The organism is Pseudomonas ovata, assembly GCF_003131185.1.
Taxonomy (GTDB): Bacteria; Pseudomonadota; Gammaproteobacteria; order Pseudomonadales; family Pseudomonadaceae; genus Aquipseudomonas; species Aquipseudomonas ovata.
On record NZ_QFFU01000004.1, the window covers coordinates 318,472 to 342,877 of the forward strand.

Annotated in this window: 24 protein-coding genes; 12 read left to right on the top strand and 12 right to left on the bottom strand. The window is 63.1% G+C overall.

The annotated features are described in order from the left end of the window. Nucleotides 1-51 precede the first annotated feature (51 nt). A complete protein-coding gene (dut, locus tag DGA31_RS08465) occupies nucleotides 52-507 on the bottom strand; it encodes a dUTP diphosphatase (RefSeq protein WP_056841145.1) in 456 nt (151 codons plus the stop codon). Nucleotides 508-513: 6 nt separating this feature from the next. Then, nucleotides 514-1,722 (bottom strand): bifunctional phosphopantothenoylcysteine decarboxylase/phosphopantothenate--cysteine ligase CoaBC, encoded by a 1,209-nt coding sequence (coaBC, locus tag DGA31_RS08470; protein ID WP_056841144.1) that lies wholly within the window; start codon nucleotides 1,720-1,722, stop codon nucleotides 514-516. A 148-nt stretch (nucleotides 1,723-1,870) separates the two neighbouring features. On the opposite strand from coaBC, the gene radC reads away from it, so the two are divergent. Beyond that, the gene (gene radC, locus DGA31_RS08475; RefSeq protein ID WP_109512207.1) at nucleotides 1,871-2,545 is read left to right on the top strand and encodes a RadC family protein; all 675 of its coding nucleotides are present in this window, start codon (nucleotides 1,871-1,873) and stop codon (nucleotides 2,543-2,545) included. A 95-nt stretch (nucleotides 2,546-2,640) separates the two neighbouring features. Here radC and DGA31_RS08480 read toward each other — a convergent pair whose 3' ends face one another. After that, entirely contained in the window at nucleotides 2,641-4,227 is a 1,587-nt protein-coding gene (locus DGA31_RS08480; protein ID WP_109512208.1) for an ABC transporter substrate-binding protein, read from the bottom strand. Between the two features lie 356 nt (nucleotides 4,228-4,583). Between DGA31_RS08480 and rpmB the strand changes: the two genes are divergently transcribed. Then, the gene (gene rpmB, locus DGA31_RS08485; protein WP_056841141.1) at nucleotides 4,584-4,817 is read left to right on the top strand and encodes a 50S ribosomal protein L28; all 234 of its coding nucleotides are present in this window, start codon (nucleotides 4,584-4,586) and stop codon (nucleotides 4,815-4,817) included. An 11-nt stretch (nucleotides 4,818-4,828) separates the two neighbouring features. After that, complete coding sequence (gene rpmG / locus DGA31_RS08490) at nucleotides 4,829-4,984, top strand: 50S ribosomal protein L33 (protein ID WP_007894709.1); 156 nt, start codon at nucleotides 4,829-4,831, stop codon at nucleotides 4,982-4,984. Between the two features lie 72 nt (nucleotides 4,985-5,056). Here rpmG and DGA31_RS08495 read toward each other — a convergent pair whose 3' ends face one another. The 4 genes from DGA31_RS08495 to DGA31_RS08510 form a co-directional block, all read right to left on the bottom strand. Beyond that, nucleotides 5,057-5,260: a hypothetical protein gene (locus DGA31_RS08495; protein WP_109512209.1), complete on the bottom strand. Its 204-nt coding sequence runs from the start codon at nucleotides 5,258-5,260 to the stop codon at nucleotides 5,057-5,059. 147 nt (nucleotides 5,261-5,407) lie between these two features. Next, nucleotides 5,408-6,001 carry a hypothetical protein gene (locus DGA31_RS29960; RefSeq protein ID WP_109512210.1) on the bottom strand — a complete coding sequence of 198 codons (594 nt, stop codon included), beginning with the start codon at nucleotides 5,999-6,001 and terminating at the stop codon, nucleotides 5,408-5,410. 208 nt (nucleotides 6,002-6,209) lie between these two features. Continuing rightward, nucleotides 6,210-6,431 carry a hypothetical protein gene (locus DGA31_RS08505; RefSeq protein WP_109512211.1) on the bottom strand — a complete coding sequence of 74 codons (222 nt, stop codon included), beginning with the start codon at nucleotides 6,429-6,431 and terminating at the stop codon, nucleotides 6,210-6,212. A gap of 78 nt (nucleotides 6,432-6,509) precedes the next feature. Then, complete coding sequence (locus tag DGA31_RS08510; RefSeq protein ID WP_109512212.1) at nucleotides 6,510-6,881, bottom strand: cupin domain-containing protein; 372 nt, start codon at nucleotides 6,879-6,881, stop codon at nucleotides 6,510-6,512. A 230-nt stretch (nucleotides 6,882-7,111) separates the two neighbouring features. On the opposite strand from DGA31_RS08510, the gene DGA31_RS08515 reads away from it, so the two are divergent. Next, nucleotides 7,112-8,605, top strand: coding sequence for an aldehyde dehydrogenase (locus DGA31_RS08515; RefSeq protein ID WP_109512213.1), 1,494 nt, complete (start codon nucleotides 7,112-7,114; stop codon nucleotides 8,603-8,605). Nucleotides 8,606-8,685: 80 nt separating this feature from the next. Next, on the top strand, nucleotides 8,686-9,831 hold the full coding sequence (locus tag DGA31_RS08520; protein ID WP_109512214.1) for an MFS transporter: 1,146 nt from the start codon (nucleotides 8,686-8,688) through the stop codon (nucleotides 9,829-9,831). Nucleotides 9,832-9,856: 25 nt separating this feature from the next. On the opposite strand, the gene DGA31_RS08525 is transcribed toward DGA31_RS08520, so the two are convergent. Both DGA31_RS08525 and DGA31_RS08530 read right to left on the bottom strand, forming a co-directional pair. Beyond that, nucleotides 9,857-11,440, bottom strand: a complete 1,584-nt coding sequence (locus DGA31_RS08525; RefSeq protein WP_109512215.1) for a phospholipase D family protein — start codon at nucleotides 11,438-11,440, stop codon at nucleotides 9,857-9,859. A gap of 227 nt (nucleotides 11,441-11,667) precedes the next feature. Continuing rightward, nucleotides 11,668-13,089: an aminotransferase-like domain-containing protein gene (locus DGA31_RS08530; protein ID WP_109512216.1), complete on the bottom strand. Its 1,422-nt coding sequence runs from the start codon at nucleotides 13,087-13,089 to the stop codon at nucleotides 11,668-11,670. Between the two features lie 174 nt (nucleotides 13,090-13,263). Here DGA31_RS08530 and DGA31_RS08535 point away from each other — a divergent pair, with 174 nt between their 5' ends. Next, nucleotides 13,264-13,518 carry a DUF1127 domain-containing protein gene (locus DGA31_RS08535; RefSeq protein WP_109512217.1) on the top strand — a complete coding sequence of 85 codons (255 nt, stop codon included), beginning with the start codon at nucleotides 13,264-13,266 and terminating at the stop codon, nucleotides 13,516-13,518. Between the two features lie 145 nt (nucleotides 13,519-13,663). Here the strand turns inward: DGA31_RS08535 and DGA31_RS08540 are convergent, their stop codons facing one another. After that, on the bottom strand, nucleotides 13,664-14,947 hold the full coding sequence (locus tag DGA31_RS08540; RefSeq protein ID WP_109512218.1) for an NAD(P)/FAD-dependent oxidoreductase: 1,284 nt from the start codon (nucleotides 14,945-14,947) through the stop codon (nucleotides 13,664-13,666). A gap of 102 nt (nucleotides 14,948-15,049) precedes the next feature. On the opposite strand from DGA31_RS08540, the gene DGA31_RS08545 reads away from it, so the two are divergent. After that, nucleotides 15,050-15,403, top strand: coding sequence for a YkgJ family cysteine cluster protein (locus tag DGA31_RS08545; RefSeq protein ID WP_056841130.1), 354 nt, complete (start codon nucleotides 15,050-15,052; stop codon nucleotides 15,401-15,403). Nucleotides 15,404-15,442: 39 nt separating this feature from the next. Here DGA31_RS08545 and DGA31_RS08550 read toward each other — a convergent pair whose 3' ends face one another. Continuing rightward, entirely contained in the window at nucleotides 15,443-15,931 is a 489-nt protein-coding gene (locus DGA31_RS08550; protein WP_056841129.1) for an Lrp/AsnC ligand binding domain-containing protein, read from the bottom strand. Nucleotides 15,932-16,086: 155 nt separating this feature from the next. Between DGA31_RS08550 and dadA the strand changes: the two genes are divergently transcribed. The 5 genes from dadA to DGA31_RS08575 all read left to right on the top strand — a co-directional run bounded on the left by dadA (nucleotide 16,087) and on the right by DGA31_RS08575 (nucleotide 22,101). Continuing rightward, nucleotides 16,087-17,388 carry a D-amino acid dehydrogenase gene (gene dadA, locus DGA31_RS08555; RefSeq protein WP_109512219.1) on the top strand — a complete coding sequence of 434 codons (1,302 nt, stop codon included), beginning with the start codon at nucleotides 16,087-16,089 and terminating at the stop codon, nucleotides 17,386-17,388. 137 nt (nucleotides 17,389-17,525) lie between these two features. Further along, on the top strand, nucleotides 17,526-18,599 hold the full coding sequence (gene alr, locus DGA31_RS08560; RefSeq protein ID WP_109512220.1) for an alanine racemase: 1,074 nt from the start codon (nucleotides 17,526-17,528) through the stop codon (nucleotides 18,597-18,599). Between the two features lie 281 nt (nucleotides 18,600-18,880). After that, the gene (locus DGA31_RS08565) at nucleotides 18,881-19,429 is read left to right on the top strand and encodes a cupin domain-containing protein (protein WP_109512221.1); all 549 of its coding nucleotides are present in this window, start codon (nucleotides 18,881-18,883) and stop codon (nucleotides 19,427-19,429) included. 137 nt (nucleotides 19,430-19,566) lie between these two features. After that, entirely contained in the window at nucleotides 19,567-19,932 is a 366-nt protein-coding gene (locus DGA31_RS08570; RefSeq protein ID WP_109512242.1) for a c-type cytochrome, read from the top strand. A 228-nt stretch (nucleotides 19,933-20,160) separates the two neighbouring features. Beyond that, entirely contained in the window at nucleotides 20,161-22,101 is a 1,941-nt protein-coding gene (locus tag DGA31_RS08575; RefSeq protein WP_109512222.1) for an acetyl-CoA hydrolase/transferase C-terminal domain-containing protein, read from the top strand. A 280-nt stretch (nucleotides 22,102-22,381) separates the two neighbouring features. On the opposite strand, the gene rep is transcribed toward DGA31_RS08575, so the two are convergent. Beyond that, nucleotides 22,382-24,391, bottom strand: coding sequence for a DNA helicase Rep (gene rep, locus DGA31_RS08580; protein ID WP_109512223.1), 2,010 nt, complete (start codon nucleotides 24,389-24,391; stop codon nucleotides 22,382-22,384). Nucleotides 24,392-24,406 lie beyond the last annotated feature (15 nt).

Genomic DNA, 24,406 nt, shown 5'->3' on the forward strand with positions numbered 1-24,406 from the left:
TGCTCTCCATTCATGGGTACTGACGCCGGGCATTGTTGCCGCGAGCGAGACTCAGTGGCTGCCGGAGTGACCGAAGCCGCCAGCGCCGCGCTCGGTCTGCTGGAATTCATCGACCAGTTCGAAATGCGCCTGCACCACCGGCACCAGCACCAGTTGCGCAATGCGCTCGCCGATGGCGATGGTGAACGGCGTCTGGCCGCGGTTCCAGCACGAGACCATCAGTTCGCCCTGGTAGTCGGAGTCGATCAACCCGACCAGATTGCCCAGCACGATGCCGTGCTTGTGGCCCAGTCCCGAGCGCGGCAGGATCATGGCCGCCAGGCCCGGGTCCTGGATGTAGATCGAAAGCCCGGTAGGAATCAACAGGGTCTGGCCCGGCTCCAGGACCGTGTCCTGCTTGAGCATGGCGCGCAGGTCGAGGCCTGCCGAGCCGCCGGTGGCGTAGGCCGGAAGAGGAAATTCGCTGCCGATGCGAGGGTCGAGGATCTTGGCTTGTAGAGCGTGCATTCGTAGTCAGGCCTGATTCATGCGTTCTGCGATAAAGGTGATCAGCTGGCGGGCAATCTTGCCCTTGCTGGTCTGGGCAAAGAGCGTTGCGTGCAACGCCCGGTCGATCACGCTGCAGGCATTTTCCTCGCTGTTGAAGCCGATGCTGGGGTTGGCCACATCGTTGGCGACGATCAAGTCGAGATTCTTGTCCTTGAGCTTGCGTGCAGCATAGTCGAGCAAGTGTTCAGTCTCGGCGGCAAAACCGACACTGAACGGACGATCGGGACGGGTGGCAATGGTGGCCAGAATGTCCGGGTTGCGGACCATCTGCAGTAGCAAGCCGTCGCCGTTCGTAGGATCTTTCTTGAGTTTATGCGGGGCAATGACTTCAGGTCGGTAGTCTGCGACCGCTGCCGAGGCGATGAACAGGTCACACGGAATCGCTGCCTCGCACGCCGCGAGCATGTCGCGGGCGCTGACCACATCGATGCGCGTCACCCGGTCCGGGGTCGGCAGGCTCACGGGGCCGGTGATCAGCGTGACCCGGGCGCCGGCCTCAACGGCTGCCTCGGCCAGGGCAAAGCCCATCTTGCCGGAGCTGTGGTTGGTGATGTAGCGCACCGGATCGATGTTTTCCTGGGTGGGACCGGCGGTGATCAGCACATGCTTGCCGGTCAGGCTCAGGCGCTGGAAACACTGCGCCGCGCACAGGGCCAGGTCGTCGGGCTCAAGCATGCGCCCGAAGCCCACGTCACCACAGGCCTGCACGCCGGAGGCCGGGCCGAACACCTTCCAGCCGCGTTCGGCGAGCTGTCGGGTGTTGGCCTGCACCGTGTCGTCGCGCCACATGGCCTGGTTCATCGCCGGGGCAATGGCGACGGTGGCGTCGGTGGCCAGCACGATGGTGGTCAGCAGGTCATTGGCGATGCCCTGGGCCAGGCGGGCGATCAGGTCGGCGGTGGCCGGGGCGATGAGGATCAGGTCGGCCCACCTGGCCAGCTCGATATGCCCCATGGCCGCTTCGGCCGCCGGGTCCAGCAGGTCCAGGTGCACCGGGTGCCCCGAGAGCGCCTGCATGGTCAGCGGGGTAATGAATTCCGCCCCGCCACGGGTCATGACGACACGCACTTCGGCACCCTGGTCGCGCAGGCGGCGAACCAGTTCGGCGCTCTTGTAGGCCGCGATGCCGCCGCCGACGCCCAGAACGATGCGTTTTCGATACAGCCGCTGCATAGGCTTGCCTTGTCTTGGTCAATGGCGCGATGGCGATGACGCCTCCCCAGGCCGGGTCGCCGCGCAAAAAAGATGGGCTAAGATAGCACAGCGTCTGCCCTGGAACAGCGACGTCCATGGCGGTGTTCGCACAACACAAGGAGGTGTTATGAGTATTCGCGACTGGCCCGCGGCGGAGCGTCCCCGCGAGCGATTGCTGAGCATGGGGGCGACCAGCCTCTCCGATGCCGAACTGCTGGCGATCTTTCTGCGCACCGGGGTGGCCGGGCACAGCGCGGTCGACCTGGCCCGCCACTTGCTGGGCCAGTTCGGCAGCCTGCGCACCCTGCTGGAATCGGACCTGGCAGCGTTCAGCGCGCACCTGGGGCTGGGGCCGGCCAAGTTCGCCCAGTTGCAGGCGGTGCTGGAAATGGCGCGCCGGCACATGGCCGAAACCCTGCGCCGTGATTCGGCCCTGGAAAACCCCGATCAGGTGCGCCACTACCTCAAGTCCCTGTTGCGCCACGAACCCCATGAAGTGTTCGGCTGCCTGTTCCTGGACAGCAAGCACCGGGTGCTGGCCTTCGAAGTGCTGTTTCATGGCTCGATCAATGCCGCGTACGTTCACCCTCGCCAGGTGGTCAAGCGCGCCCTGGCGCACAACGCCGCCAGCCTGATCCTGTGCCACAACCACCCCTCGGGCGTCAGCGAGCCCAGCCGGGCCGACATCGAGCTGACCAAGCGGCTCATGGAGACGCTGGCGCTGATCGATGTCGAGGTGCTGGACCATGTGATCATCGGCGATGGCGAACCGTTGTCACTGGTCGAGCGCGGCCTGATGTAGTGCTGTCAGCCGCAGGAGCAAGCAACGGTCGCGAATGCTGCCTTTCGCGACCGTTGGTCGCTCCAACAGGATTGGCGTGGTGCGAGGCGGCCGGGTTATTTCACTGTCACCTTGTAGAAATCCTGGCGGCCGAACGGGCTGACCTGGTAGCCGCTGACTTCCTTGCGGGTCAGCACGGCGGCGGTGGGGTGGGCCAGTGGCAGCCACAGGGCTTGCTGCTGGATCTGCGCCTGGGCCTGCTGGTAGAGCTTGCTGCGGGCGGCCTGGTCACTGGTGGCCTTGCCATTGGTGATCAGCGTGTCCAGACCCTTGTCGCAGTACCGGGCGAAGTTAGTGCCCGACTGCACGGCCGCACAGGAAAACTGTGGGGTCAGGAAGTTGTCCGGGTCGCCGTTGTCGCCGGCCCAGCCCATGAACAACAAGTCATGCTCGCCCGCCTTGGCACGGCGAATCAGTTCGCCCCATTCGATGACGCGGATCTCGGCGTCGATGCCGATCTGCTTGAGATCCGCCTGCAGCAGTTGCGCGCCCAACCCGGGATTGGGGTTGAGCAGACTGCTCGACGGGCGGGTCCAGATCGTGGTTTTGGTGCCGTCCTTCAGCCCGGCCTTGGCCACCAGGGCCTTGGCCTTGGCCACATCGTGGGCGTAGCCCGGCAAGTCTTTGGCGTAACTCCAGGTGGTGGCCGGGAAAGGGCCGGCGGCGCTTTCGGCCGTGCCTTCGAACACCGCCTTGAGGTAATTGGCCTTGTCGAAGGCCAGGTTCACGGCCTGGCGCACCTCGGGCTTGTCGAACGGCGGGTGCTGGGTATTAATCGCCACGAAGGCGGTCATGAACGCTTCGGTCTTCTCGACCTTGAGGTTCGGGTCTTCACTGGCGGCCTGTATATCCAGCGGCTTGGGCGACAGGGCGACCTGGCATTCGTTACGCCGTACCTTCTGCAGGCGCACGTTGGCGTCCGGGGTGATGGCGTACACCAGCGTGTCGATGGCCGGCTTGCCGGCAAAGTAGTCCGGGTTGCCGCTGTAGCGCACCACGGCATCCTTCTGGAAGCGCTTGAACACGAAAGGACCGGTGCCGATCGGCTGGGTGTTGAGTTTTTCCGGCGTGCCGGCCTTGAGCAGTTGCGCGGTGTATTCGGCCGAGTAGATCGAGGCAAAGCCCATGCTCAGGGTCGCCAGGAAGGTGGCGTCGGCACGGTTGAGAACAAAGCGTACAGTGTGTGCGTCAGGGGCCTCGATGGCCTTGATCAGCGCCGGCAGCTGCATCGACTGCGCATGCGGAAAGCCGCTCTGGGCGATCTTGTGCCAGGGGTTGCTGGCGTCGAGCATACGATTGAAGCTGAACAGCACGTCGTCGGCATTCAGGTCGCGGGTCGGCTTGAAGTAGTCGGTGCTGTGGAATTTGACCCCGCTGCGCAGCTTGAAGTCGTACGTCAGGCCATCGGCCGACACCGTCCAGCTTTCGGCCAGGCTTGGCACCAGCCTGGCGCCTTGTGCATCGAAGTCCACCAGGCGGTTCATCAGCACATCGGCCGAGGCGTTGGTGGTGGTCAGCGAGTTGTACTGCACGACATCGAACCCCTCGGGGCTCGCTTCGGTGCATACGATCAGGTTGGCGGCCTGGGTCATGGCCGGCAGCAGCAATGGGGCGAGCAAAAGAGGGAGTGCAGCTAGGCGCATGGCTATATTCCTGTTCAGATAGGGCCCCATCTGCCGGTGCAGTCTGGTGAGGGGACCTACCCTAGACGATGTCATGGCACACGACAATCAATGCAATGCGACGAATGGCACTTTGTTCGTGGATGCCCGCTGGCATGGACATGGCACCTGTTCCAGCAGCGCAAACTACTTTGCTTGTTGTTGACTGCGGGGGTTTCTGGTATAAAGCAGCGCTCTTTTCTAGGGCCCGGCTCCTTACCCATCAGGTGAGGTCGGTAAGACCCTTGAAGAAACGCGGCGCACCATGCGCCGAATGACTGAGAGATTAAGCGGCCAACCCATGCCGGGTTGGGCATGTGGTTTTAGAGGGCTGAGGCATGTCGAGAGTCTGTCAAGTTACCGGTAAGGGTCCGGTAACCGGGAATAACATTTCCCACGCAAACAACAAAACCCGTCGTCGTTTCCTGCCAAACCTGCAGCATCACCGCTTCTGGGTTGAAAGTGAAAAACGTTTCGTTCGCCTGCGCGTTTCTGCCAAGGGCATGCGTATCATCGACAAACGCGGTATCGAGGCGGTCCTGGTTGACCTGCGTCGCGACGGCAAGATTTAAGGAGACTGATCATGCGTGAATTGATTCGTTTGATTTCGAGCGCCGGCACCGGTCACTTCTACACGACCGACAAGAACAAGCGTACTACTCCGGACAAAATCGAGATCAAGAAATTTGATCCGGTTGTTCGCAAGCACGTGATCTACAAGGAAGGCAAAATCAAGTAATTGATTTTGGCTTTCACAAAAAAGGCCCGTATCGCGAGATACGGGCCTTTTTTGGTTCAGGCAGAAACGTGATCAGCCAAAGCTGAAGCCGGTGATGGCTTCATCGGCATCGGCCTGCACGGTCACGCGATTCACGTCGTATTCACGCGTGGTGATCTCGCGTGGACCGTGCACCCGGGCGCGGCCGGTGAGCTCGCTGATATAGCCCCTGATCGCCGGCACATAGCGGCTGCCGACCAGGTATTGCAGGGACTGGGTGATTTCTTCGTTGGTCATTTTGATCTTCCTTGAAAAGAGATAGATGCCCGTCCATGCGGGCACTCTCAGATTCCTCTTTTAGCGCCCTGCGGGTGCGCTATTTATTTATATTTGCAGACCCGGGCGCATACAGGCCTTTGGCATGCTGTTCAGCCGGAAAGGCGATCAGACAAAACCAAAGCGGATGACACGCCCAGCGGCGTCGACCGCTACGGTGATGCGGCTGACATCAATTCCTGGACGGCCCTTGCCGTCGATTTCGCCCGGTACACCGTCAGGACGACCGTCTGCGTTGAGGTCAGGACGGCCCTTGCCGTCAATTTCACCCGGTACACCGTCAGGGCGACCGTCTGCATTGAGGTCAGGACGACCCTTGCCGTCAATTTCACCCGGTACACCGTCAGGGCGACCGTCTGCGTTGAGGTCAGGACGACCCTTGCCGTCGATTTCGCCCGGCACACCGTCAGGGCGACCGTCTGCGTTGAGGTCAGGACGGCCCTTGCCGTCGATTTCGCCCGGTACACCGTCAGGACGACCGTCTGCGTTGAGGTCAGGACGACCCTTGCCGTCGATTTCGCCCGGTACACCGTCAGGGCGACCGTCTGCATTGAGGTCAGGGCGGCCTTTTGTGTCAGTTTCACCGGGACCGGCTACATCCGGGACACCGGTCAGTTCGCTGATATAGGCCTTGAGCGAAGGTACATAGCGACTGCCAATCAGGTGTTGAAGGGTCTGAGCCAAATCATTGTTGTTGTTCATTTCTATCTTCCTTGAAAGGTACGTCCATCAGTCAGGACACCTTCAGAGTCCTCCTTCATGACCCTGTAAAGGCGTTACTTATCTATATGTGTTGTTTCAGAAAATGCGCAAATCTTGCGATATGTTTCCTGGTGGGTTGCCGGATTGCGCAGCCAAAAAAAAGATGCGCATCTTGCGATGCGCATCTCTTGTGTGGCCGGTTGCCGAATCAGCCAACCTTGAAGCCGGCAATCCTGCCTCGCCAGTCGAGCAGGATGCCAAGACGGCGAATGTCAGGTTCGCCGGTCGGGTAATCATCAGGTGCCCACACCTGCTCAAAACCGGTCAGTTGCATGACATAGGCTTTGACAGAAGGGACGTACCAGCTACCAACCAGGTATTGCAGCTGCTCGTTGACCTTTTCATTGGCTTCAGTGAATTCGTCGCTCATGCTCATCTTCCTTGTTGAGTGCGAGTCCGTTGATTCGGACACGTGAGCATCATGCGTCTGTGCAGCGCCACGTATGCGTTACTTATTTATATGCGTGGCTTCGAAAATCACGTAGATCTTGCGGCATGTTTCCAGCACCTCCCAGGTGCCCTTGAAACCCGCCGGAATCACGAAGCGGTCACCGGCGCGCAAGGTCTTGGCCTGGCCGTTTTCATCGCGCAGCACCGAGACGCCGTGGACGATCTCGCAGTATTCGTGTTCGGTGTAGCTGACCTGCCACTGGCCGGGCTCGCCTTCCCACACCCCGGCATTGAATTGCTCGCACGGGCTGTTGTAGTGGTTGTAGACAGTCTGCTGCGGGTCGCCCTTGAGGATTTTTTCCGGGGCAGGACGATAACGTTCGGCAGGCGTGCCGGCTTCGCTGAAATCGACGATGGTTTGAATGGTCATGCAGATCCCCTTGGCAAGCGTGTGGTGCGCGGTGGTTGTAATTGAATCAGGCGAAAGGCCGATGATGCCTCTGATCGGCCGTTCAATAAATTAAACAAAGGCTGCTTTTGTAACCGTTTCTGTCAAATATATTGGATTTTTTGCCGGTCGCTGGTTTAGGGTGGCGAACGCTCATGGCTGTTTTAGACTCCTGCAGCCAGACCATCATCGAACACTAAGAGGACATGCGTATGACCACCTTGACGCTTGCTGACTGGGAACAACGCGCCCGCGACCTGAAGATCGAAGGCCGCGCCTTCATCCAGGGCCAGTACACCGATGCCGCCTCCGGTGCCACCTTCGACTGCATCAGCCCGGTCGACGGCCGGCTGCTGGCCAAGGTGGCCAGTTGCGACAGCGCCGACGCCCAACAGGCGGTCGAAAGTGCCCGCAAGGTGTTCGACGCCGGCAGTTGGTCGCGACTGGCGCCGACCAAGCGCAAGTCGACCATGATCCGCTTTGCCGGCCTGATCCGCCAGCATGTCGAAGAACTCGCCCTGCTGGAAACCCTCGACATGGGCAAGCCGATCGGCGACTCGTCCGGCATCGACATTCCAGGCGCCGCGCAGGCCCTGAGCTGGTGCGGCGAGGCCATCGACAAGCTGTATGACGAAGTCGCTGCCACCCCGCACAACCAGCTGGGCCTGGTGACCCGCGAGCCGGTCGGCGTCGTCGCCGCCATCGTGCCGTGGAACTTCCCGCTGCTGATGGCGTGCTGGAAGCTGGGCCCTGCGCTGTCGACCGGTAACTCGGTGATCCTCAAGCCTTCGGAAAAGTCGCCGCTGACCGCCATCCGCATTGCGCAACTGGCCATCGAGGCCGGCATTCCGGCCGGCGTGCTCAACGTGCTGCCGGGTCATGGCCACACCGTGGGCAAGGCGCTGGCCCTGCACAATGACGTCGACACCGTGGTGTTCACCGGCTCGACCAGGATCGCCAAGCAACTGATGGTCTACGCCGGCGAGTCGAACATGAAGCGCGTCTGGCTGGAAGCCGGCGGCAAGAGCCCCAACATCGTGTTCGCCGATGCCCCGGACCTGCAGGCCGCCGCCGAAGCCGCCGCCAGCGCCATCGCCTTCAACCAGGGCGAGGTGTGCACCGCAGGCTCGCGCCTGCTGGTCGAGCGCTCGATCAAGGACCAGTTCCTGCCGCTGGTGATCGAGGCCCTCAAGGCCTGGAAGCCGGGCAATCCGCTGGACCCTGCGACCACGGTCGGCGCACTGGTCGACACCCAACAGATGAACACCGTGCTGGGCTACATCGAGGCCGGGCACGCCGATGGCGCCAAACTGGTCGCTGGTGGCAAGCGTATCCTGGAAGAGAGTGGCGGCACGTATGTCGAGCCGACCATCTTCGACGGCGTCAACAACGCCATGAAGATCGCCCAGGAAGAAATCTTCGGCCCGGTGCTCTCGGTCATCACCTTCGACAGCGCCGAAGAAGCCATCCGCATCGCCAACGACACCCAGTACGGGCTGGCGGCTGCGGTCTGGACCTCGGACCTGTCCAAGGCGCACCTGACCGCCAAGGCCCTGCGCGCCGGCAGCGTGTGGGTCAACCAGTACGACGGCGGCGACATGACCGCGCCGTTCGGTGGCTTCAAGCAGTCGGGCAACGGCCGCGACAAGTCGCTGCACGCCTTCGACAAGTACACCGAGCTGAAAGCAACCTGGATCAAGTTGTAATCCCCCTGTCGCCCGGCCTGTGCATCGTGCACGGGCCGGGCGATTTTTTTGGGCATTCTTTTTATCTGTTGGAGCGGTCAATGCCGTGGGGTACCTATTTTGCCGTACTGGCCTCGGTCCTGAGCGTCGGTCTGGCGATTGGCGTGAGCATGCCGCTGGTGTCGCTGCGCCTTGAAGGCTGGGGCTATGGCAGCTTTGCCATCGGTGTGATGGCGGCCATGCCGGCTATTGGTGTGCTGCTGGGCGCCGGGCTGGCCAGCCGGCTGGCGGCGCGCTTCGGCACGGCACACCTGATGCGCCTGTGCCTGTGGAGCGGCGCGCTGTCGGTCGGGCTACTGGCACTGTTGCCGTATTACCCGGTGTGGCTGGTGCTGCGCCTGATGCTCGGGCTGATCCTGACCATCGTCTTTGTACTGGGCGAGAGCTGGATCAATCAGTTGGTGATCGAGCGTCTGCGCGGACGCCTGGTGGCCCTGTATGGCAGCACCTATGCCCTGAGCCAGCTCAGCGGCCCGCTGTTTCTGGGCTGGATCGGCACCGAAGCCGACTACGGCTTCTGGATCGGCGTGGGGCTGTTGATCGTTTCACCGTTTCTGCTCCTGGGCCGCAGCGGCGCACCCAGCACCGAAGCCTGCCATGTGAGCTTCAATGACCTGTTCGCCTTCTGCCGCAACATCCCGGCAATCGCCTGGGCCGTGTCGCTGTTCGCGGCCTTCGAAGCGATGATTCTGACCCTGTTGCCGGTGTACTGCCTGCGCCAGGGGTTCACGGCCGACATCGCGCTGCTGATGGTCAGTACGGTGGTGGTGGGCGATGCGCTGTTGCAGTTGCCCATCGGCCTGCTGGCCGACCGCATGTCGCGGCGCACCCTGTTTACTGGCTGTGCAGTGATGCTGTTGATCTCCAGCCTGCTGGTGCCGGTGTTCATGCACACGGTAGTGATCTGGCCGGTGTGGGTGCTGTTCGGCGCCAGTGCCGGCGGGCTGTTCACCCTGTCGCTGATCCTGATCGGCGAGCGTTTCCGTGATGATGCGCTGGTGCGTGCCAACGCCCATGTCGCGCAGCTATGGGGCATCGGTTGCCTGCTCGGGCCCTTGGTGGCTGGCGCGGGCAGCCAGTGGGTCAGCGGCCACACCCTGCCGTGGCTGATGGCCGCCGGCGCTTTTGGCCTGGTGGTGCTGTTGCTGCGCCAGGGGGCGTTTGGCGACAAGCCGGCGGCGGTTTGAGCCCGCAGGACCGCTCCTACCGCGGCTACAGCATGCGCTCCAGGCCGATGGCCTGGCTCATCCAGGCATTGAAACGCCGCCACCAGTCGCCCGGCTCCTTGCGCAAGGTGTGCAGGTGACCATTGTCTTCGGTGACCCAGACAAGCTGGCCATTTTCCAGGCGCACCTGGTAACTGCGCTCCGGCGACATGCCTTCCAGGGTCAGGCCGCGCAGTTGCTCGGCCAGCGGCGGGCTGTCGACCAGAATGCCGATCTCGGTGTTCCACAGCACCGAGCGCGGGTCGAAATTGAACGAGCCGACAAACATTTTCTGTCGGTCGAAAATCATCGCCTTGCTGTGCAGGCTGGAGTCCGAGCCGCTGCTGACCAGCGACGGGCTGGCGAACAACGGTGACTGGCGACGCCCCATGGCCGACGGGTCACCGGGCTGGCGGCGCATTTCGAACAGTTTCACGCCATGCTCCAGCAGGCCCTGGCGATAGGGCGCATAGCCGCCATGCACGGCCGGCACGTCGGTGGCCTCCAACGAGTTGGTCAGCAGGCTGACCGCCACGCCGGCATCGGCGCGCCCGGTCAGGTAGGCCTGGCCTTGCTCGCCCGGCACAAAATAGGCCGAGACCAGCATCAGTTCCTGTTTGACACTGGCCAGTTCCGGGCCGAGCTGGGTGGTCAACAGCAAGTGCGGGTCCGGTTCGCCCTGCGACAACACTTTGGTCGGTGCATCCCACAGCACCTGGCTGTGCGCCCAGGTCAATTGCTGCAGCCAGGTCTGCAGTCGCGGTTCGGTCTGGTAGGTCATCAGCCGCTCGTACAGCTGCCTGTGCTGCTTGTGCGACTGCTCCAGTGACCTGGCCAGCTTGCGGCGCGCCTTGCTCAAATCGTGGTGGCTGGGCAAGAAATACATGAAGCCGTCGATGGGCTTGCTCAGCCGGCTGTTCCAGTACTGATCGAAACTGTGCCCGAGCTGCTCGGCCACCGGGCCCGCGCCGAGCAGGTCGACATCGGTGAAGTTGAGATTGGGCTCGGCGTCGAAATACTCATCGCCCAGGTTGCGCCCACCGACGATGCCGACACTGTTGTCGGCCAGCCACAGCTTGTTGTGCATGCGCCGGTGTTGGCGCGACAGGTTCAGCAAGCGCCCGACACTGCGCGTCACACCGGTTTCGCGACCTAGCTCCTGCGGGTTGAACAGCCGGATCTGGATCTGTGGATGCGCCGCCAGAGTGGCAATGGTCTGGTCCTGGCCATCGGTGGTGGTGTCATCCAGCAGGATGCGCACGCGCACGCCACGGTCGGCGGCCTTGAGCAGCTCTTCCACCAGGGTGCGGGTGCTCAGGCCGTCATGCACGATGTAGTACTGCAGGTCCAGGCTGGTGCGGGCCATGCGGATCAGCTCGGCGCGGGCGCTGAACGCCTCGCCGCTGTTGGCCAGCAGACGAAAGCCCGAACGCCCCTCATGGGCCTGCGCCAACGCCTGGATCGAACGGCCGAAGCTCGACTGCGCCGCCGGCAGGGCCTGGCTGGGCTCGTCGTGCACACTGCGCTGTGCACAGCCGGCCAGGCCCAGCGTGGCCCACAGGTAGAACGGCACCAGCCATCGTCTGTTCAAGGGGTGTCCCTGCATGCTTGATTTGGCGATATGACAGTCACAGGGGTGTAAAAGTTACGCAACAGCTACCGACACGGCACGTAGGAGCGCGCTTGCCCGCGACCGAGTGCGTAGCGCTCGCAAAATTTGTCAGACGCCACAAATACTGAACTGTGGACGCATTCAAAATTTATGAAACGCTGAAAATTTACGACTGCTAACGCAACCGGTCGCGGGCAAGCGCGCTCCTACAGGGGCTGGGCCAGCAGGCGCTTGATGGTCTCGCCCACGGTGCGTACGGCCGCTTCGATCTCGGGGGTCGGGCGGCCCGAGTAATTCATGCGCAGGCAGTTACGGTATTTGCCGGAGGCGGAAAAGATGCTGCCCACCGCCACCTGCACCTTGTGCTCGAGCAGGGCGCGGTTCAGGCGCAGGGTGTCGAAATTCTCGTCCAGCTCGACCCACAGCATGAAGCCACCTTGCGGCCGGCTGGCGCGGGTGCCTTCGGGAAAGTAGCGCATCACCCAGTCGATCATCTGGTCACGGCCGCGCTGGTACTGGCTGCGCATGCGCCGCAGGTGCGGCTCGTAATGCCCGCCCTGCAAGAACTCGGCGGCAGCCAGCTGCGGCTGCGGCGCGGTGGAGCCGGTGCTGATGTACTTCATGTGCAGCACCTGTTCCAGATAGCGTCCCGGTGCCACCCAGCCGACGCGCAAGCCCGGTGCCAGGGACTTGGAAAACGAACTGCACAGCAACACGCGGCCGTCCTCGTCGAACGACTTGATGGTGCGCGGGCGCGGGTAACTGTAGGCCAGGTCGCCATACACATCATCTTCAATGATCGCCACGTCGAAACGCTGTGCCAGGCGCAGCAGGGCGCGTTTGCGCTCCTCAGGCATGATGTAGCCCAGCGGGTTGTTGCAGCTCGGCGTCAGCTGGATGACCTTGATCGGCCATTGTTCCAGCGCCAGCTCCAGGGCTTCCAGGCTGATGCCGGTCAGCGGGTCGGTGGGAATTTCCAGGGCTTTCATGCCCAGCCCCTTGAGGGTCTGCATGGCACCGAAAAAGCTTGGCGAGTCGACCGCAACTACATCGCCAGGCGAGCACAGCGCCCGAATGCTCGCCGACATCGCTTCATGGCAGCCGGTGGTGATGATCACATCGCCAGCACTGAGGTTGCAGCCGGAGTCCAGCAGCAAGCGAGCAACCTGTTCACGCAGCGCATCCACGCCATGGATGTCGCCGTAATACAGGCCGGGCATGTCTTGGTGGCGACTGAGCTGGCTCAGCGAGCGCAGCAGCGGCCTGAGCGTCGGGCTGCTGACATCCGGCATGCCACGCCCCAGCTGAGTGAAGTCTTTGGCCGGCGAGAAGCGGATCAGGTCCAGCACCTGCTCCCACTGGGAAATCTCCACGGGCCGCTGCACCGGGCGCCCGACCCCTGGCAATGCCGGCGCCTTGCGACTGGCCGGCACGAAATAGCCCGACTTGGGCCGTGGAATCGCCAGGCCATTGTCTTCCAGCACTCGATACGCCTGCTGCACGGTACTCAGGCTCACGCCGTGCTCCAGGCTCAGGGCACGCACCGATGGCAATCGGTCACCCGGCCGGTAGAAGCCGTTCTCGATGCGCGAACCCAACAGTTCGGCCAGATTGACGTACAGGGTCAAAGCATACTCCCGGCGGCTTGCGCGCACGTTGCAATACAGATGTCGCGAAAATATAGCATTCAGCCTTTTGAACACGCTATCTGTACGAAAAATATAAAGCCTTTTTGAATCTGTATTGCGCTTGCCGTTTTCTTCATCATCGTTCCAACACCACGCCATACGCAGGAGACGATCATGAACGGGGTTATTGATGTGCAATCGGTGCTGCAAGGCAGCGAACGGGATACACACCAACCGGTTGCCCGCCAGAAACGTACACAGCCGGCGCCAACTGTATGCCTGCCCGCCACGGGCCGCCTTGCACTGTATCGTCATCGCTGGGTATCACGCCGCGCCTTGCTCAACCTGACCGATGACGAACTGCGCGACATCGGCCTGGACTACAGCCAGGCCCGGGCCGAGGCTGCCAAGCCGTTCTGGCGTGAGTGATACATCGCTGCTGGCTGGTAGGAGCGCGTTTACCCGCGACCGGCTGCGTCAGCAGTCGTAAATTTGTGGCGTTTCATCAATTTTTGTGGCCGCTTCGCGCCCAGTCGCCGGCAAGCGGGCTCCTACAACCGGTCGATGCAAAGACCTAGGCCAGTTCCTTGAGGCGGTGCCAGAGCATGCCCAGCGCCAGCAGCGGTGAGCGCAGGTGCTTGCCGCCGGGGAAGGTCATGTGCGGCACCCTGGCGAACAGCTCGAAACCGGCGCTGTGCTGGCCGGCGATGGCTTCGCCCAGCAGCTTGCCGGCCAGGTGCGTGGCGTTGAGGCCGTGCCCCGAATAGGCCTGGGCGTAGAACACATTGGGGTGCTGCTTGAGCCGGCCGATCTGCGGCAGGCGGTTGGCACCGATGCCGATCATGCCCCCCCACTGGTAATCGATGCGCACCCCGGCCAGTTGTGGGAACACCTTGAGCATCTTGGGCTGCATGTAGGCCGCAATGTCCTGCGGGTCGCGGCCCGAGTAATGGCAGGCGCCACCGAACAGCAGGCGGCGGTCGGCGGACAACCGGTAGTAATCCAGGGCCACGCGCTGGTCACACACCGCCATGTCACGCGGCAGCAACTGGCTGGCCTGCTCGGCGCTCAGCGGTTCGGTGGCGATGACGTAGCTGCCGGCCGGCAGTACCTTGCCGCCCAGCTCCGGATTCAGGTCGTTCAGGTAGGCATTGCAGCCCAGCACCAGGAAGCCGGCCTGCACATGGCCCTGGGCGGTGTGCACCTTGACCTGCGGGCCGTATTCGATGCGCGTGACTGCCGATTGCTCGAACACCTGCACGCCCAGCGTGCGGGCCACGGCCGCTTCGCCCAGGGCCAGGTTGAGCGGGTGCAGGTGCCCGGAGCCCATGTCGATCAGGCCACCCACATAACGGTCCGAACCCACCACTTCGTGCATCTGCCCTGGCTGCAGCAAGCGCAGTTCATGACCATAACCCAGGCTGCGCAGCTCTTCGAGGTCTTCGGCAAAGCCCTGCAGGTCGGCGGGCTTGTTGGCCAGGTCGCAATAGCCCCACTTCAGGTCGCAGGCAATGCCGTGGCGCTCGATACGCTGGCGCACGATGTCCACCGCCTCGAAGCCCATCAGCTTGAGCTGGCGCACCCCATCCTCGCCGATTACCGGAGCAAACTGCTCCACACCATGGCCGACGCCGCGAATCAGTTGCCCGCCATTGCGCCCACTGGCGCCCCAGCCGATGCGCCGCGCTTCCAGCAGCGCCACGCTCAGGCCGCGCTCGGCCAGCTCGATGGCGGTGTTCAGCCCGGAAAAGCCACCGCCCACCACGCACACATCGACCTTCAGCTCGCCTTGCAGCTGCGGATGATCAGGCTGCGGATGGCGGGTGGCGGCGTAATAGGAAGCGGCATGGGCGGTCATGGGGTGTCCTTGGTCATTCGCAAACAGCAGGCGAGGATAAGCCGCTGTCGCAGGCCTGCCAACTGCGGCACAATCGCCGCGTTGTCCAAGATGGAAAGGTCGATGAGTTGCAACCGAGAAAAAGTCCGCACCCTGCGGCGCCAGATTCCTTCGTTCGAATGTGTACCGGGTTGTCATGACTGTTGTGGGCCGGTGACCACGTCAACCGAAGAAATGTCACGCCTGCCGCGCAAGAGCGTGGCCGAGCAAGAGGCTGCGCTCGAGGCGCTCAACTGCGTGCACCTGGGCCCCCAGGGCTGCACGGTGTATGAAGAGCGCCCGCTGATCTGCCGCTTGTTCGGCACCACCGCGACCCTGCCATGCCCCAACGGCCGGCGTCCCGAGCAGTTGATTCACCCACGGGTCGAAAAGCAGATTCACGACTACATGGCCAGCACCCGACAGGTGCTCGTGTAGGACCGGCTTTAGCCGGGAAGAGGCCTCAAGGGCAGCCGTTCAATCCGCAATCGGCAGGCTCAGGCTTTCCTTGACCTCTTCCATCACGATGTAGCTCTTCGACTCGCGCACGTGCGGCAGCTTGAGCAGGATGTCGCCCAGCAGCTTGCGGTATGAAGCCATCTCCGAGATGCGCGCCTTGACCAGGTAATCGAAGTCGCCCGACACCAGGTGGCATTCCAGCACATGCGGCAGCTTGAGAATGGCGCGGCGGAATTCGTCGAAGGTGTCGCCGGACTTGTAGTCCAGGCTGATCTCGACGAACACCAGCAGGCTGGCCTTGAGGTTCTGCGGGTTGAGCCGGGCGTTGTAGCCCATGATGATGCCTTCGCGCTCCAGGCGCCGGACCCGCTCGGTGCAAGGCGTGGTCGACAAACCGACGCGCTCGCCCAGCTCGGTGAACGAGATGCGCCCGTCAGTCTGCAGGATGCGCAGGATATTGCGATCGATCTTGTCCAGTTCACGCCGGGACTGATGCTGGGTACGCATGGGTAATCTCCCTCTGCCTAAGCGCTGTTTACCGAGAAAACGCCTCGAATATAGCTTTTTATATAGTGAAAAGCACTGCTTAAACCTTTTTATACTGCGCTCATTCCTTACTCATTCTGCAAACGTCAGCGGATCTCCGCGATGAGGTGCTCAAGATGCGCGTTCTGGTTCTCGGCAGTGGTGTCATCGGTACGACGACGGCCTACTATCTGGCGCGTGAAGGCTTTCAGGTCACGGTGGTCGACCGCCAGCCAGCCGTGGCCATGGAAACCAGTTTCGCCAACGCCGGCCAGGTCTCGCCCGGCTATGCCTCGCCGTGGGCCGCGCCAGGCGTGCCGCTCAAGGCCATGAAATGGCTGCTGCAGCGCCATGCTCCGCTGGCGATCAAGGCCACCACCAGCCTGGACCAGTACCTGTGGATGGCGCAGATGCTGCGCAACTGCACTGCCAGCCGCTATGCGGTAAACAAGGAGCGCATGGTGCGCCTGTCCGAGTACAGCCGCGACTGCCTCGACGAACTGCGCGCCGAAACCGGCATTGCCTACGAAGCGCGGCAACTGGGCACCACCCAGTTGTTCCGCACCCAGGAACAACTGGACAACGCCGCCAAGGACATCTCGGTGCTGGAGCAATCCGGCGTGCCTTATGAGTTGCTCGACCGCGCCGGCATCGCCCGCGTCGAACCTGCCCTGGCCGGCGTCACCGGTATCCTCAGCGGCGCGCTGCGCTTGCCCAACGACCAGACCGGCGACTGCCAGCTGTTCACCACGCGCCTGGCGCAGATGGCCGTCGACCTGGGGGTCGAGTTTCGCCATGGGCAAAACATCGAGCGCCTCGACTTCGCCGGTGACCGCATAGACGGTGTCTGGATCGACGGCAAGCTGGAAACCGCCGACCGCTACGTGCTGGCGCTGGGCAGCTATTCGCCGCAACTGCTCAAGCCGCTGGGCATCAAGGCCCCGGTCTACCCGCTCAAGGGCTACTCGCTGACCGTGCCGATTACCCGTGGCGACATGGCACCGACCTCGACCATCCTCGACGAGACCTACAAGGTCGCCATCACTCGCTTCGACAACCGTATCCGGGTCGGCGGCATGGCCGAGATTGCCGGTTTTGACCTGTCGCTGAACCCGCGTCGACGCGAAACGCTGGAGATGATCGTCAACGATCTCTATCCTCTCGGCGGCGACCTGAGCCAGGCCGGTTTCTGGACCGGCCTGCGCCCGACTACCCCGGACGGTACGCCGATCGTGGGCGCCACGGCGTACAACAACCTGTTTCTGAACACCGGCCACGGCACGCTGGGCTGGACGATGGCGTGTGGCTCGGGCCGCCTGCTGGCTGACCTGATCGCGCGCAAGACCCCGCAGATCAGCGCCGCCGGCCTGGATATATCCCGTTACGGCAGCAGCCGTGAGGCCGCCGGCCACAACAATCCGGCGCCCGCTCACTCGTAGGACCGGCAGAAGGACGGCCGGGCGGCGATCCGTCGGACGGCGATCCGCTTCAGCCGGGAAAAGGGTCACCACGTAGCGGATCACTGTCCGGCCTCTACAAACCCACAACCCGTTCCCATGAAAAAGAATGACTGACCATGCGCCCAGCCCGTGCCCTGATTGACCTTCAAGCCTTGCGCCACAACTACCGCCTGGCCCGCGAACACGCCGGTGCCAGGGCGCTGGCCGTGGTCAAGGCCGATGCCTACGGTCACGGCGCGGTGCGGGTAGCACAGGCGTTGCAACCCGAGGCCGACGGTTTTGCCGTGGCCTGCATCGAAGAGGCGCTGGAGCTGCGGGCCGCCGGCATCAAGGGTCCGATCCTGTTGCTGGAAGGCTTTTTCGAAGCCCGGGAACTGGACTTGATCGTCGAGCATGATCTGTGGGTAGTGGTCCATTCATTCTGGCAACTGGAGGCCATCGAACGCACCGCCGTCGGCAAGCCACTGACGGTCTGGCTCAAGCTCGACAGTGGCATGCACCGGGTCGGGCTGTTTCCCGCCGACTACGCCGCGGCTTACCAACGCCTCAAGGCCAGCGGCAAGGTCGCCGACATCGTGCTGATGACCCACTTCGCCCGCGCCGACGAGCTGGACTGCCCGCGCAGCGAGGAGCAACTGGCGGTGTTCAACGCCGCCCGCGAAGGGCTCGTGGCCCAGACCAGCCTGAACAATTCGCCCGCCTTGCTGGGCTGGCCGCAAATCACCAGCGACTGGGTACGCCCGGGGATCATGCTCTACGGCGCCACGCCGTTCGAACAGGCGCATCCACTGGCAGACCGCCTGCAAGCGGTGATGACCCTGGAATCCAAGGTCATCAGCGTGCGCGAGCTGCCGGCCGGCGAACCGGTGGGCTATGGCGCGACTTTCATCACCGAGCGGCCCAGCCGCATCGGGGTCGTCGCCATGGGCTACGCCGACGGCTACCCGCGCCATGCCCCCACCGGCACGCCGGTCAGCGTCGACGGCCAGCCGGGCCGCCTGGTCGGGCGGGTGTCGATGGACATGCTTTGTATCGATTTGACCGACCTGCCCCAGGCCGGGCTCGGCAGCCGGGTCGAATTCTGGGGCCGACAGGTTGCCGCCAGCGAAATTGCCGCCCAGGCCGGCACCATCCCTTACCAGTTGTTCTGCAACCTCAAGCGCGTGCCACGCCTGTATCGCGACAGCTGACATTGACGGCCCGCCGCATGGTCGGGCCTCTGTCGGTGCAGCTGTTGTAAATATCGAACACTGTTGCCATCATGCCCCGGTCTCGACTTTAACCCCAGGCCTTGTACATGCATGCCTGCGCGTTGATCGTGCGGCGATTGAAGACGATCCGAAGAGATCGTGCCGCCGGCAGGCATCCGGCCCAACCTGCCCGATGCCCGGCAGTGACAGGCCTGCCTGTGCCTTGTCTTGCCTTACAACGCGCGTGCGTACAGGGTCGCCGAACCTGGAGGACTGCCGCATTGGACGTCGGTGAGCGACTGCAATACATCCGTAAGCTCAAGGGGCTGTCCCAGCGCGAACTGGCCAAGCGGGCCGGCGTGACCAACAGCACCATCTCCATGATCGAGAAAAACAGCGTCAGCCCGTCGATCAGCTCGCTGCGCAAGGTGCTGGGTGGCATTCCCATGTCCATGGTCGAGTTCTTTTCCGAAGAGCTGGAGCCGGTCAACACCACCCAAGTGGTGTACAAGGCCAACGAGCTGCTGGACATCTCCGACGGCGCGATGACCATGAAGCTGGTGGGCAAGTCGCACCCGGGCCGGGCCATTGCCTTCCTGACCGAGACCTACCCGCCAGGCGCCGACACCGGCGAAGAAATGCTGGTTCATGAAGGTGAGGAAACCGGCATCCTGATCGAAGGCCGGCTCGAACTGATCGTCGGTCCCGACACTTACCTGCTCGAAGCCGGCGACAGCTATTATTTCGAAAGTACCCGTCCGCATCGCTTTCGCAACCCGTTCGATGCGCCGGCCCGGTTGATCAGCGCCGCCACCCCGGCCAATTTCTGATGGAATGCGCCAGCCCCTGACCACCGGGGGCTGGCCGGTGTATCGATCCATGGCAAGGTAACAGGCGCAGCCTTCATGAGGGCGAACCTGTGAATCCGATAACCCTGTGCGTGGCGGCGCTGGCACTGCTGGCCCCCATGAGCCTGATGGGCGCCTCCAGCGAAGAAATCGCCCGAAGGCTCGAACCGGTCGGCAAGGTGTGCATCCAGGGGCAGGCGTGTCCGGGTGTCACGGTGACCGTTGCGGCTGGAGGCGGAGCCGCCCGCAGTGCCGATGACATCATCAATAAGCACTGTAATGCCTGCCACGGTCCCGGCCTGCTGAATGCGCCCAGGAGCGGCGACAAGGCCGCCTGGAAAACCCGCGCCGACAAGGAAGGCGGCCTCGACGGCCTGCTGGCCAAGGCCATTACCGGGATCGGGGCCATGCCAGCCAAGGGCACTTGCGCCGATTGCAGCGACGCCGAGCTGAAAGCCGCCATCCAGAAAATGTCCGATTTGTAGGAGCGACCAGCGGTCGCGAGTGCCGAGCGCCAGACGCTGAAAAGGCGGCGCCTGGACCGCCTCTTTCGCGACCGTTGGTCGCTCCTGCGGAATGTATGCCAAACCGATCTGTTGGAGCGACCAGCGGTCGCGAATGCCGAGTGCCATGCCACCTAAACCGGCTTGTGCAGCAATTGTTGTGCGATAACGGTCCAAGCTGCATCTCAAGCCTGTTTCAGGAACGCCCGGATGCCGCAGACCTGCTCCATCGAACACGCCGTCGACCAGGTGCTGGCGCAGTTGCCCGCGCATATCCATCTGGGCATGCCGCTGGGGCTGGGCAAGCCCAACCGCTTCGTCAACGCGCTGTATGCCCGTATTCGCGAATTGCCCGAGCGACGGCTGACCATTTACACCGCCTTGAGCCTGGGTCGCCCGACACCGGGCGAGGGCTTGCAGGCGCGGTTTCTGGAACCGTTCCTGGAGCGGGTATTCGGCGATTACCAGGAGCTGGAGTACTTGGGCGACCTGCGCCGCAACCGCTTGCCGGCCAATATCCGTGTCGAGCAGTTCTTCATGCAGCCCGGCAGCCTGCTCGACAGCGCCCCGGCCCAGCAGGACTACGTCAGCAGCAACTACAGCCATGCCGCCCGCGACATCAATGCCAAGGGCCTGAACCTGGTCGCGCAACTGGTGGCCAGCGACCCGCAATATCCTGACCGGCTGAGCCTGAGCTGCAACCCCGACGTCACCCTCGACCTGCTGCCCATGATTGCCAAACGCCGCACCGCTGGCGAAACCATCCTGGTATTGGGACAGGTGCATGCCGGGCTGCCGTACATGCCCGGCGACGCCGAACTCGATACGGTGGCCTTCGACCTGCTGATCGATGAGCCCGAGCACGCCACCCTGTTTTCCACCCCCAACATGCCAGTGGGCTTGCAGGATCATCTGATCGGGCTGCACGCCAGCACCCTGGTGCGCGATGGTGGCACCCTGCAGATCGGCATCGGCTCGATGGGCGACGCTCTGACCGCTGCCCTGCTGGCGCGCCAGGCCGACAACGCCACCTACCTTGGCCTGCTCGGTGAGTTGAACATGAGCAACTGGCAGACATTGATCGACCGCGAAGGCGGCACCGAGCCCTTCGGCAGCGGCCTGTACGGTTGCAGCGAAATGTTCGTCAATGGCCTGCTGGCGCTGGCCGACGCCGGTATCGTACGGCGCAAGGTGTACGCCGACGCCGGGTTGCAGTTACTGGCCAACCAGGGTGCGCTGGACGAAAGCCAGCAGGCCGGCGGCGTGGTGGTGCACGGCGGCTTTTTCCTGGGACCGCGCAGCTTCTATGAACGCTTGCGTGAGCTGCCGGCCGAACGTTTGGCGCAGTTCAACATGACCGCCATCAGCTTCATCAACGAGCTGTACGGCGACGAAGCACTCAAGCGCTTGCAGCGTCGCGATGCGCGCTTTATCAACAGTGCGTTCACCGTCACCCTGCTGGGTGCGGCGGTCTCCGATCAGTTGGCCGATGGACGGGTGGTCAGCGGCGTGGGCGGTCAGTACAACTTCGTGGCCCAGGCCCATGCGCTGGAGGATGCCCGGTCGATTCTGATCCTGCGCAGCTGGCGCGAGTCCGGTGGCGAGGTCAGCTCCAATATCGTCTGGTCCTACGCGCACACCACCATTCCGCGGCATTTGCGCGACATCGTGGTCACCGAGTACGGTATCGCCGACCTGCGCGGCCAGACCGACGCCACGGTGATCGAGCGCCTGCTCAATATCAGCGACTCTCGCTTCCAGCCCGGCCTGATCGAGCAGGCGCAAAAGGCCGGCAAGCTGTCACACGACTTCCAGCTCGACCCGCGCTTTACCGACAATACGCCCGAGCGCCTGAAGGCGCTGGCGGCACGTTATCCGCAACTGTTTGCCGAATACCCGCTGGGCTCGGACTTCAGCAGTGAAGAGCGTGACCTGCTGCGTGCACTGAACTGGCTCAAGAGCAAGCTCAAACTCACCGAAATGCTGGAACTGGGCAAGGCCACCTTCGATGCGCCGGACCCCGCGGCCTATCCGGCGCACCTTGCGCGGATGGGCCTGGACAGACCCGATGGCCTGCGTGAAGAACTGTACCAACGCCTGCTGCTGGCCGGCCTGCAGGCGACAGCGCCCACAACAGGTCGCGCCGAATGACGGGTAGCCCAATCCTGACCAGCTCTGCTCGCGACTGGCCGTAACAGACGCTGAAAGTACGTCAGGTTCACGACCGCTATCGCCGGCAAGCCGCCTCCCACAGTCTGGTGCCAGACACGACATTCAGGGTCACATCCAACGGGTGGGAGGCGGCTTGCTGCGGGCGGCGATCCGACGATGAGGCCAGCAAGGCCCATGCACCTGCTGCGTCTGTCACATAGCCATCGCCAGCAAGCTGCCTCCCAGAGTGTGAGGCGTTCAACACCGCCAGTCCTGCGGCCTAGCGCTTGAGCATCGCCCGGATATCGGCCAGGGCGTTGTTGCCGCGAGCGGCCTTGACCTCGACCGGGGCGTCGTCGTTGCCTTCCCAGGCCAGGTCGTCGGGCGGCAGTTCATCGAGAAAGCGGCTGGGTGCGCAGTCGATGATCTCGCCGTACTGCTTGCGCTTGGCGGCAAAGGTGAAGGCCAGGGTCTGGCGCGCACGGGTGATGCCAACGTAGGCCAGGCGTCGCTCTTCCTCGATGGTGTCGGCCTCGATGCTGGAGCGGTGCGGGAGGATTTCCTCTTCCATGCCCATGATGAACACGTACGGAAACTCCAGGCCCTTGGAGGCATGCAGGGTCATCATCTGCACGCCTTCGGCGCCCTCTTCCTCTTCCTGCTGGCGTTCGAGCATGTCGCGCAGGACCAGCTTGCCGATCGCCTCCTCGATGGTCATGCCGCCTTCTTCATCTTTTTCGAGGGTGTTCTTCAAGGCCTCGATCAGAAACCACACGTTGCTCATGCGGTAGTCGGCAGCCTTGTCGCTGGAGCTGTTGGTGCGGATCCAGTTCTCGTAGTCGATGTCCATGACCATGCTGCGCAAGGCGGCGATCGGGTCGCTCTGCGCACATTGCTGGCGCACGCCGTCCATCCAGCGCTTGAAACGCTGCAAGCGGTCGGTGTAGCGGCTGTCGAGGTGCTCGCCCAGTCCGAGTTCCTCGCTGGCGGCGTACATCGACACCTTGCGCTCGGAGGCGTAGTTGCCGAGCTTTTCCAGGGTCGTGGAGCCGATCTCGCGGCGCGGCACGTTGATCACCCGCAAGAAGGCGTTGTCGTCGTCCGGGTTGACCAGCAGGCGGAAGTAGGACATCAGGTCCTTCACTTCCTGGCGGCTGAAGAAGCTGGTGCCGCCGGAGAGCCGATACGGAATCTGGTGGTGCTGCAGCTTGAGCTCGATCAGCTTGGCCTGGTAGTTGCCACGGTACAGGATGGCGAAGTCGCTGTAGGGCCGGTCGGTGCGCAGGTGCAGGGTGAGGATTTCCATCGCCACCCGCTCGGCCTCGGCTTCTTCGTTGCGGCAGCGGATCACGCGGATTTCATCACCGTGGCCCATTTCCGACCACAGCTGCTTTTCGAAATCATGCGGGTTATTGGCGATCAGCACGTTGGCGCAGCGCAGGATGCGGCTGGTGGAGCGGTAGTTCTGCTCCAGCATCACGATCTTCAGCGACGGGTAGTCATCCTTGAGCAGCATCAGGTTTTCCGGCCGCGCCCCGCGCCAGGCGTAAATCGACTGGTCGTCGTCGCCCACCACCGTGAACTGGTTGCGGCTGCCGATCAGCAGCTTGACCAGCAGGTACTGGCTGGCGTTGGTGTCCTGGTATTCGTCCACCAGCAGGTAGCGCACGCGGTTCTGCCACTTTTCCAGGATGTCGGCGTGTTCCAGGAACAGCTTGACCGGCAGCAGGATCAGATCGTCGAAGTCCAGCGCGTTGTAGGCCTTGAGCGTGCGCTGGTAGTGCATGTAGACGATGGCGGCGGTTTGCTCCTTGGGGCCGCGGGCATTGGCCAGCGCCTCTTCGGGGAGGATCAGGTCATTCTTCCAGGAGCCGATGATACCCTTGATCTCGTCGACGCCATCGTCGCCGGCGTACTCCTTCTGCATGATGTCGGTCAGCAGGGACTTGATGTCGCCTTCGTCGAAGATCGAGAACCCCGGCTTGTAGCCCAGGCGCACATGTTCCTTGCGGATGATGTTCAGGCCCAGGTTGTGGAAGGTCGAGACGGTCAGGCCGCGACCTTCGGCGCCACGCAACAGGGTGCCGACACGCTCCTTCATCTCCCGGGCGGCCTTGTTGGTGAAGGTCATGGCCACGATGTGCTGGGCGCGGATGCCGCAGTTCTGGATCAGGTGCGCGATCTTGCGGGTGATCACGCTGGTCTTGCCGGAGCCGGCGCCGGCGAGCACCAGCAGCGGGCCGCCGACGTAGTTCACGGCTTCCTGCTGCCGGGGATTGAGTCGGGACATGGGAGATTAGGCGTC

Bases quoted from the DNA above. Each gene is read 5' to 3' on its own strand.
- dut (WP_056841145.1), bottom strand. From the start codon at position 507: ATGCACGCTCTACAAGCCAAGATCCTCGACCCTCGCATCGGCAGCGAA.
- coaBC (WP_056841144.1), bottom strand. From the start codon at position 1,722: ATGCAGCGGCTGTATCGAAAACGCATCGTTCTGGGCGTCGGCGGCGGC.
- radC (WP_109512207.1), top strand. From the start codon at position 1,871: ATGAGTATTCGCGACTGGCCCGCGGCGGAGCGTCCCCGCGAGCGATTG.
- DGA31_RS08480 (WP_109512208.1), bottom strand. From the start codon at position 4,227: ATGCGCCTAGCTGCACTCCCTCTTTTGCTCGCCCCATTGCTGCTGCCG.
- rpmB (WP_056841141.1), top strand. From the start codon at position 4,584: ATGTCGAGAGTCTGTCAAGTTACCGGTAAGGGTCCGGTAACCGGGAAT.
- rpmG (WP_007894709.1), top strand. From the start codon at position 4,829: ATGCGTGAATTGATTCGTTTGATTTCGAGCGCCGGCACCGGTCACTTC.
- DGA31_RS08495 (WP_109512209.1), bottom strand. From the start codon at position 5,260: ATGACCAACGAAGAAATCACCCAGTCCCTGCAATACCTGGTCGGCAGC.
- DGA31_RS29960 (WP_109512210.1), bottom strand. From the start codon at position 6,001: ATGAACAACAACAATGATTTGGCTCAGACCCTTCAACACCTGATTGGC.
- DGA31_RS08505 (WP_109512211.1), bottom strand. From the start codon at position 6,431: ATGAGCGACGAATTCACTGAAGCCAATGAAAAGGTCAACGAGCAGCTG.
- DGA31_RS08510 (WP_109512212.1), bottom strand. From the start codon at position 6,881: ATGACCATTCAAACCATCGTCGATTTCAGCGAAGCCGGCACGCCTGCC.
- DGA31_RS08515 (WP_109512213.1), top strand. From the start codon at position 7,112: ATGACCACCTTGACGCTTGCTGACTGGGAACAACGCGCCCGCGACCTG.
- DGA31_RS08520 (WP_109512214.1), top strand. From the start codon at position 8,686: ATGCCGTGGGGTACCTATTTTGCCGTACTGGCCTCGGTCCTGAGCGTC.
- DGA31_RS08535 (WP_109512217.1), top strand. From the start codon at position 13,264: ATGAACGGGGTTATTGATGTGCAATCGGTGCTGCAAGGCAGCGAACGG.
- DGA31_RS08540 (WP_109512218.1), bottom strand. From the start codon at position 14,947: ATGACCGCCCATGCCGCTTCCTATTACGCCGCCACCCGCCATCCGCAG.
- DGA31_RS08545 (WP_056841130.1), top strand. From the start codon at position 15,050: ATGAGTTGCAACCGAGAAAAAGTCCGCACCCTGCGGCGCCAGATTCCT.
- DGA31_RS08550 (WP_056841129.1), bottom strand. From the start codon at position 15,931: ATGCGTACCCAGCATCAGTCCCGGCGTGAACTGGACAAGATCGATCGC.
- dadA (WP_109512219.1), top strand. From the start codon at position 16,087: ATGCGCGTTCTGGTTCTCGGCAGTGGTGTCATCGGTACGACGACGGCC.
- alr (WP_109512220.1), top strand. From the start codon at position 17,526: ATGCGCCCAGCCCGTGCCCTGATTGACCTTCAAGCCTTGCGCCACAAC.
- DGA31_RS08570 (WP_109512242.1), top strand. From the start codon at position 19,567: ATGAGCCTGATGGGCGCCTCCAGCGAAGAAATCGCCCGAAGGCTCGAA.
- DGA31_RS08575 (WP_109512222.1), top strand. From the start codon at position 20,161: ATGCCGCAGACCTGCTCCATCGAACACGCCGTCGACCAGGTGCTGGCG.
- rep (WP_109512223.1), bottom strand. From the start codon at position 24,391: ATGTCCCGACTCAATCCCCGGCAGCAGGAAGCCGTGAACTACGTCGGC.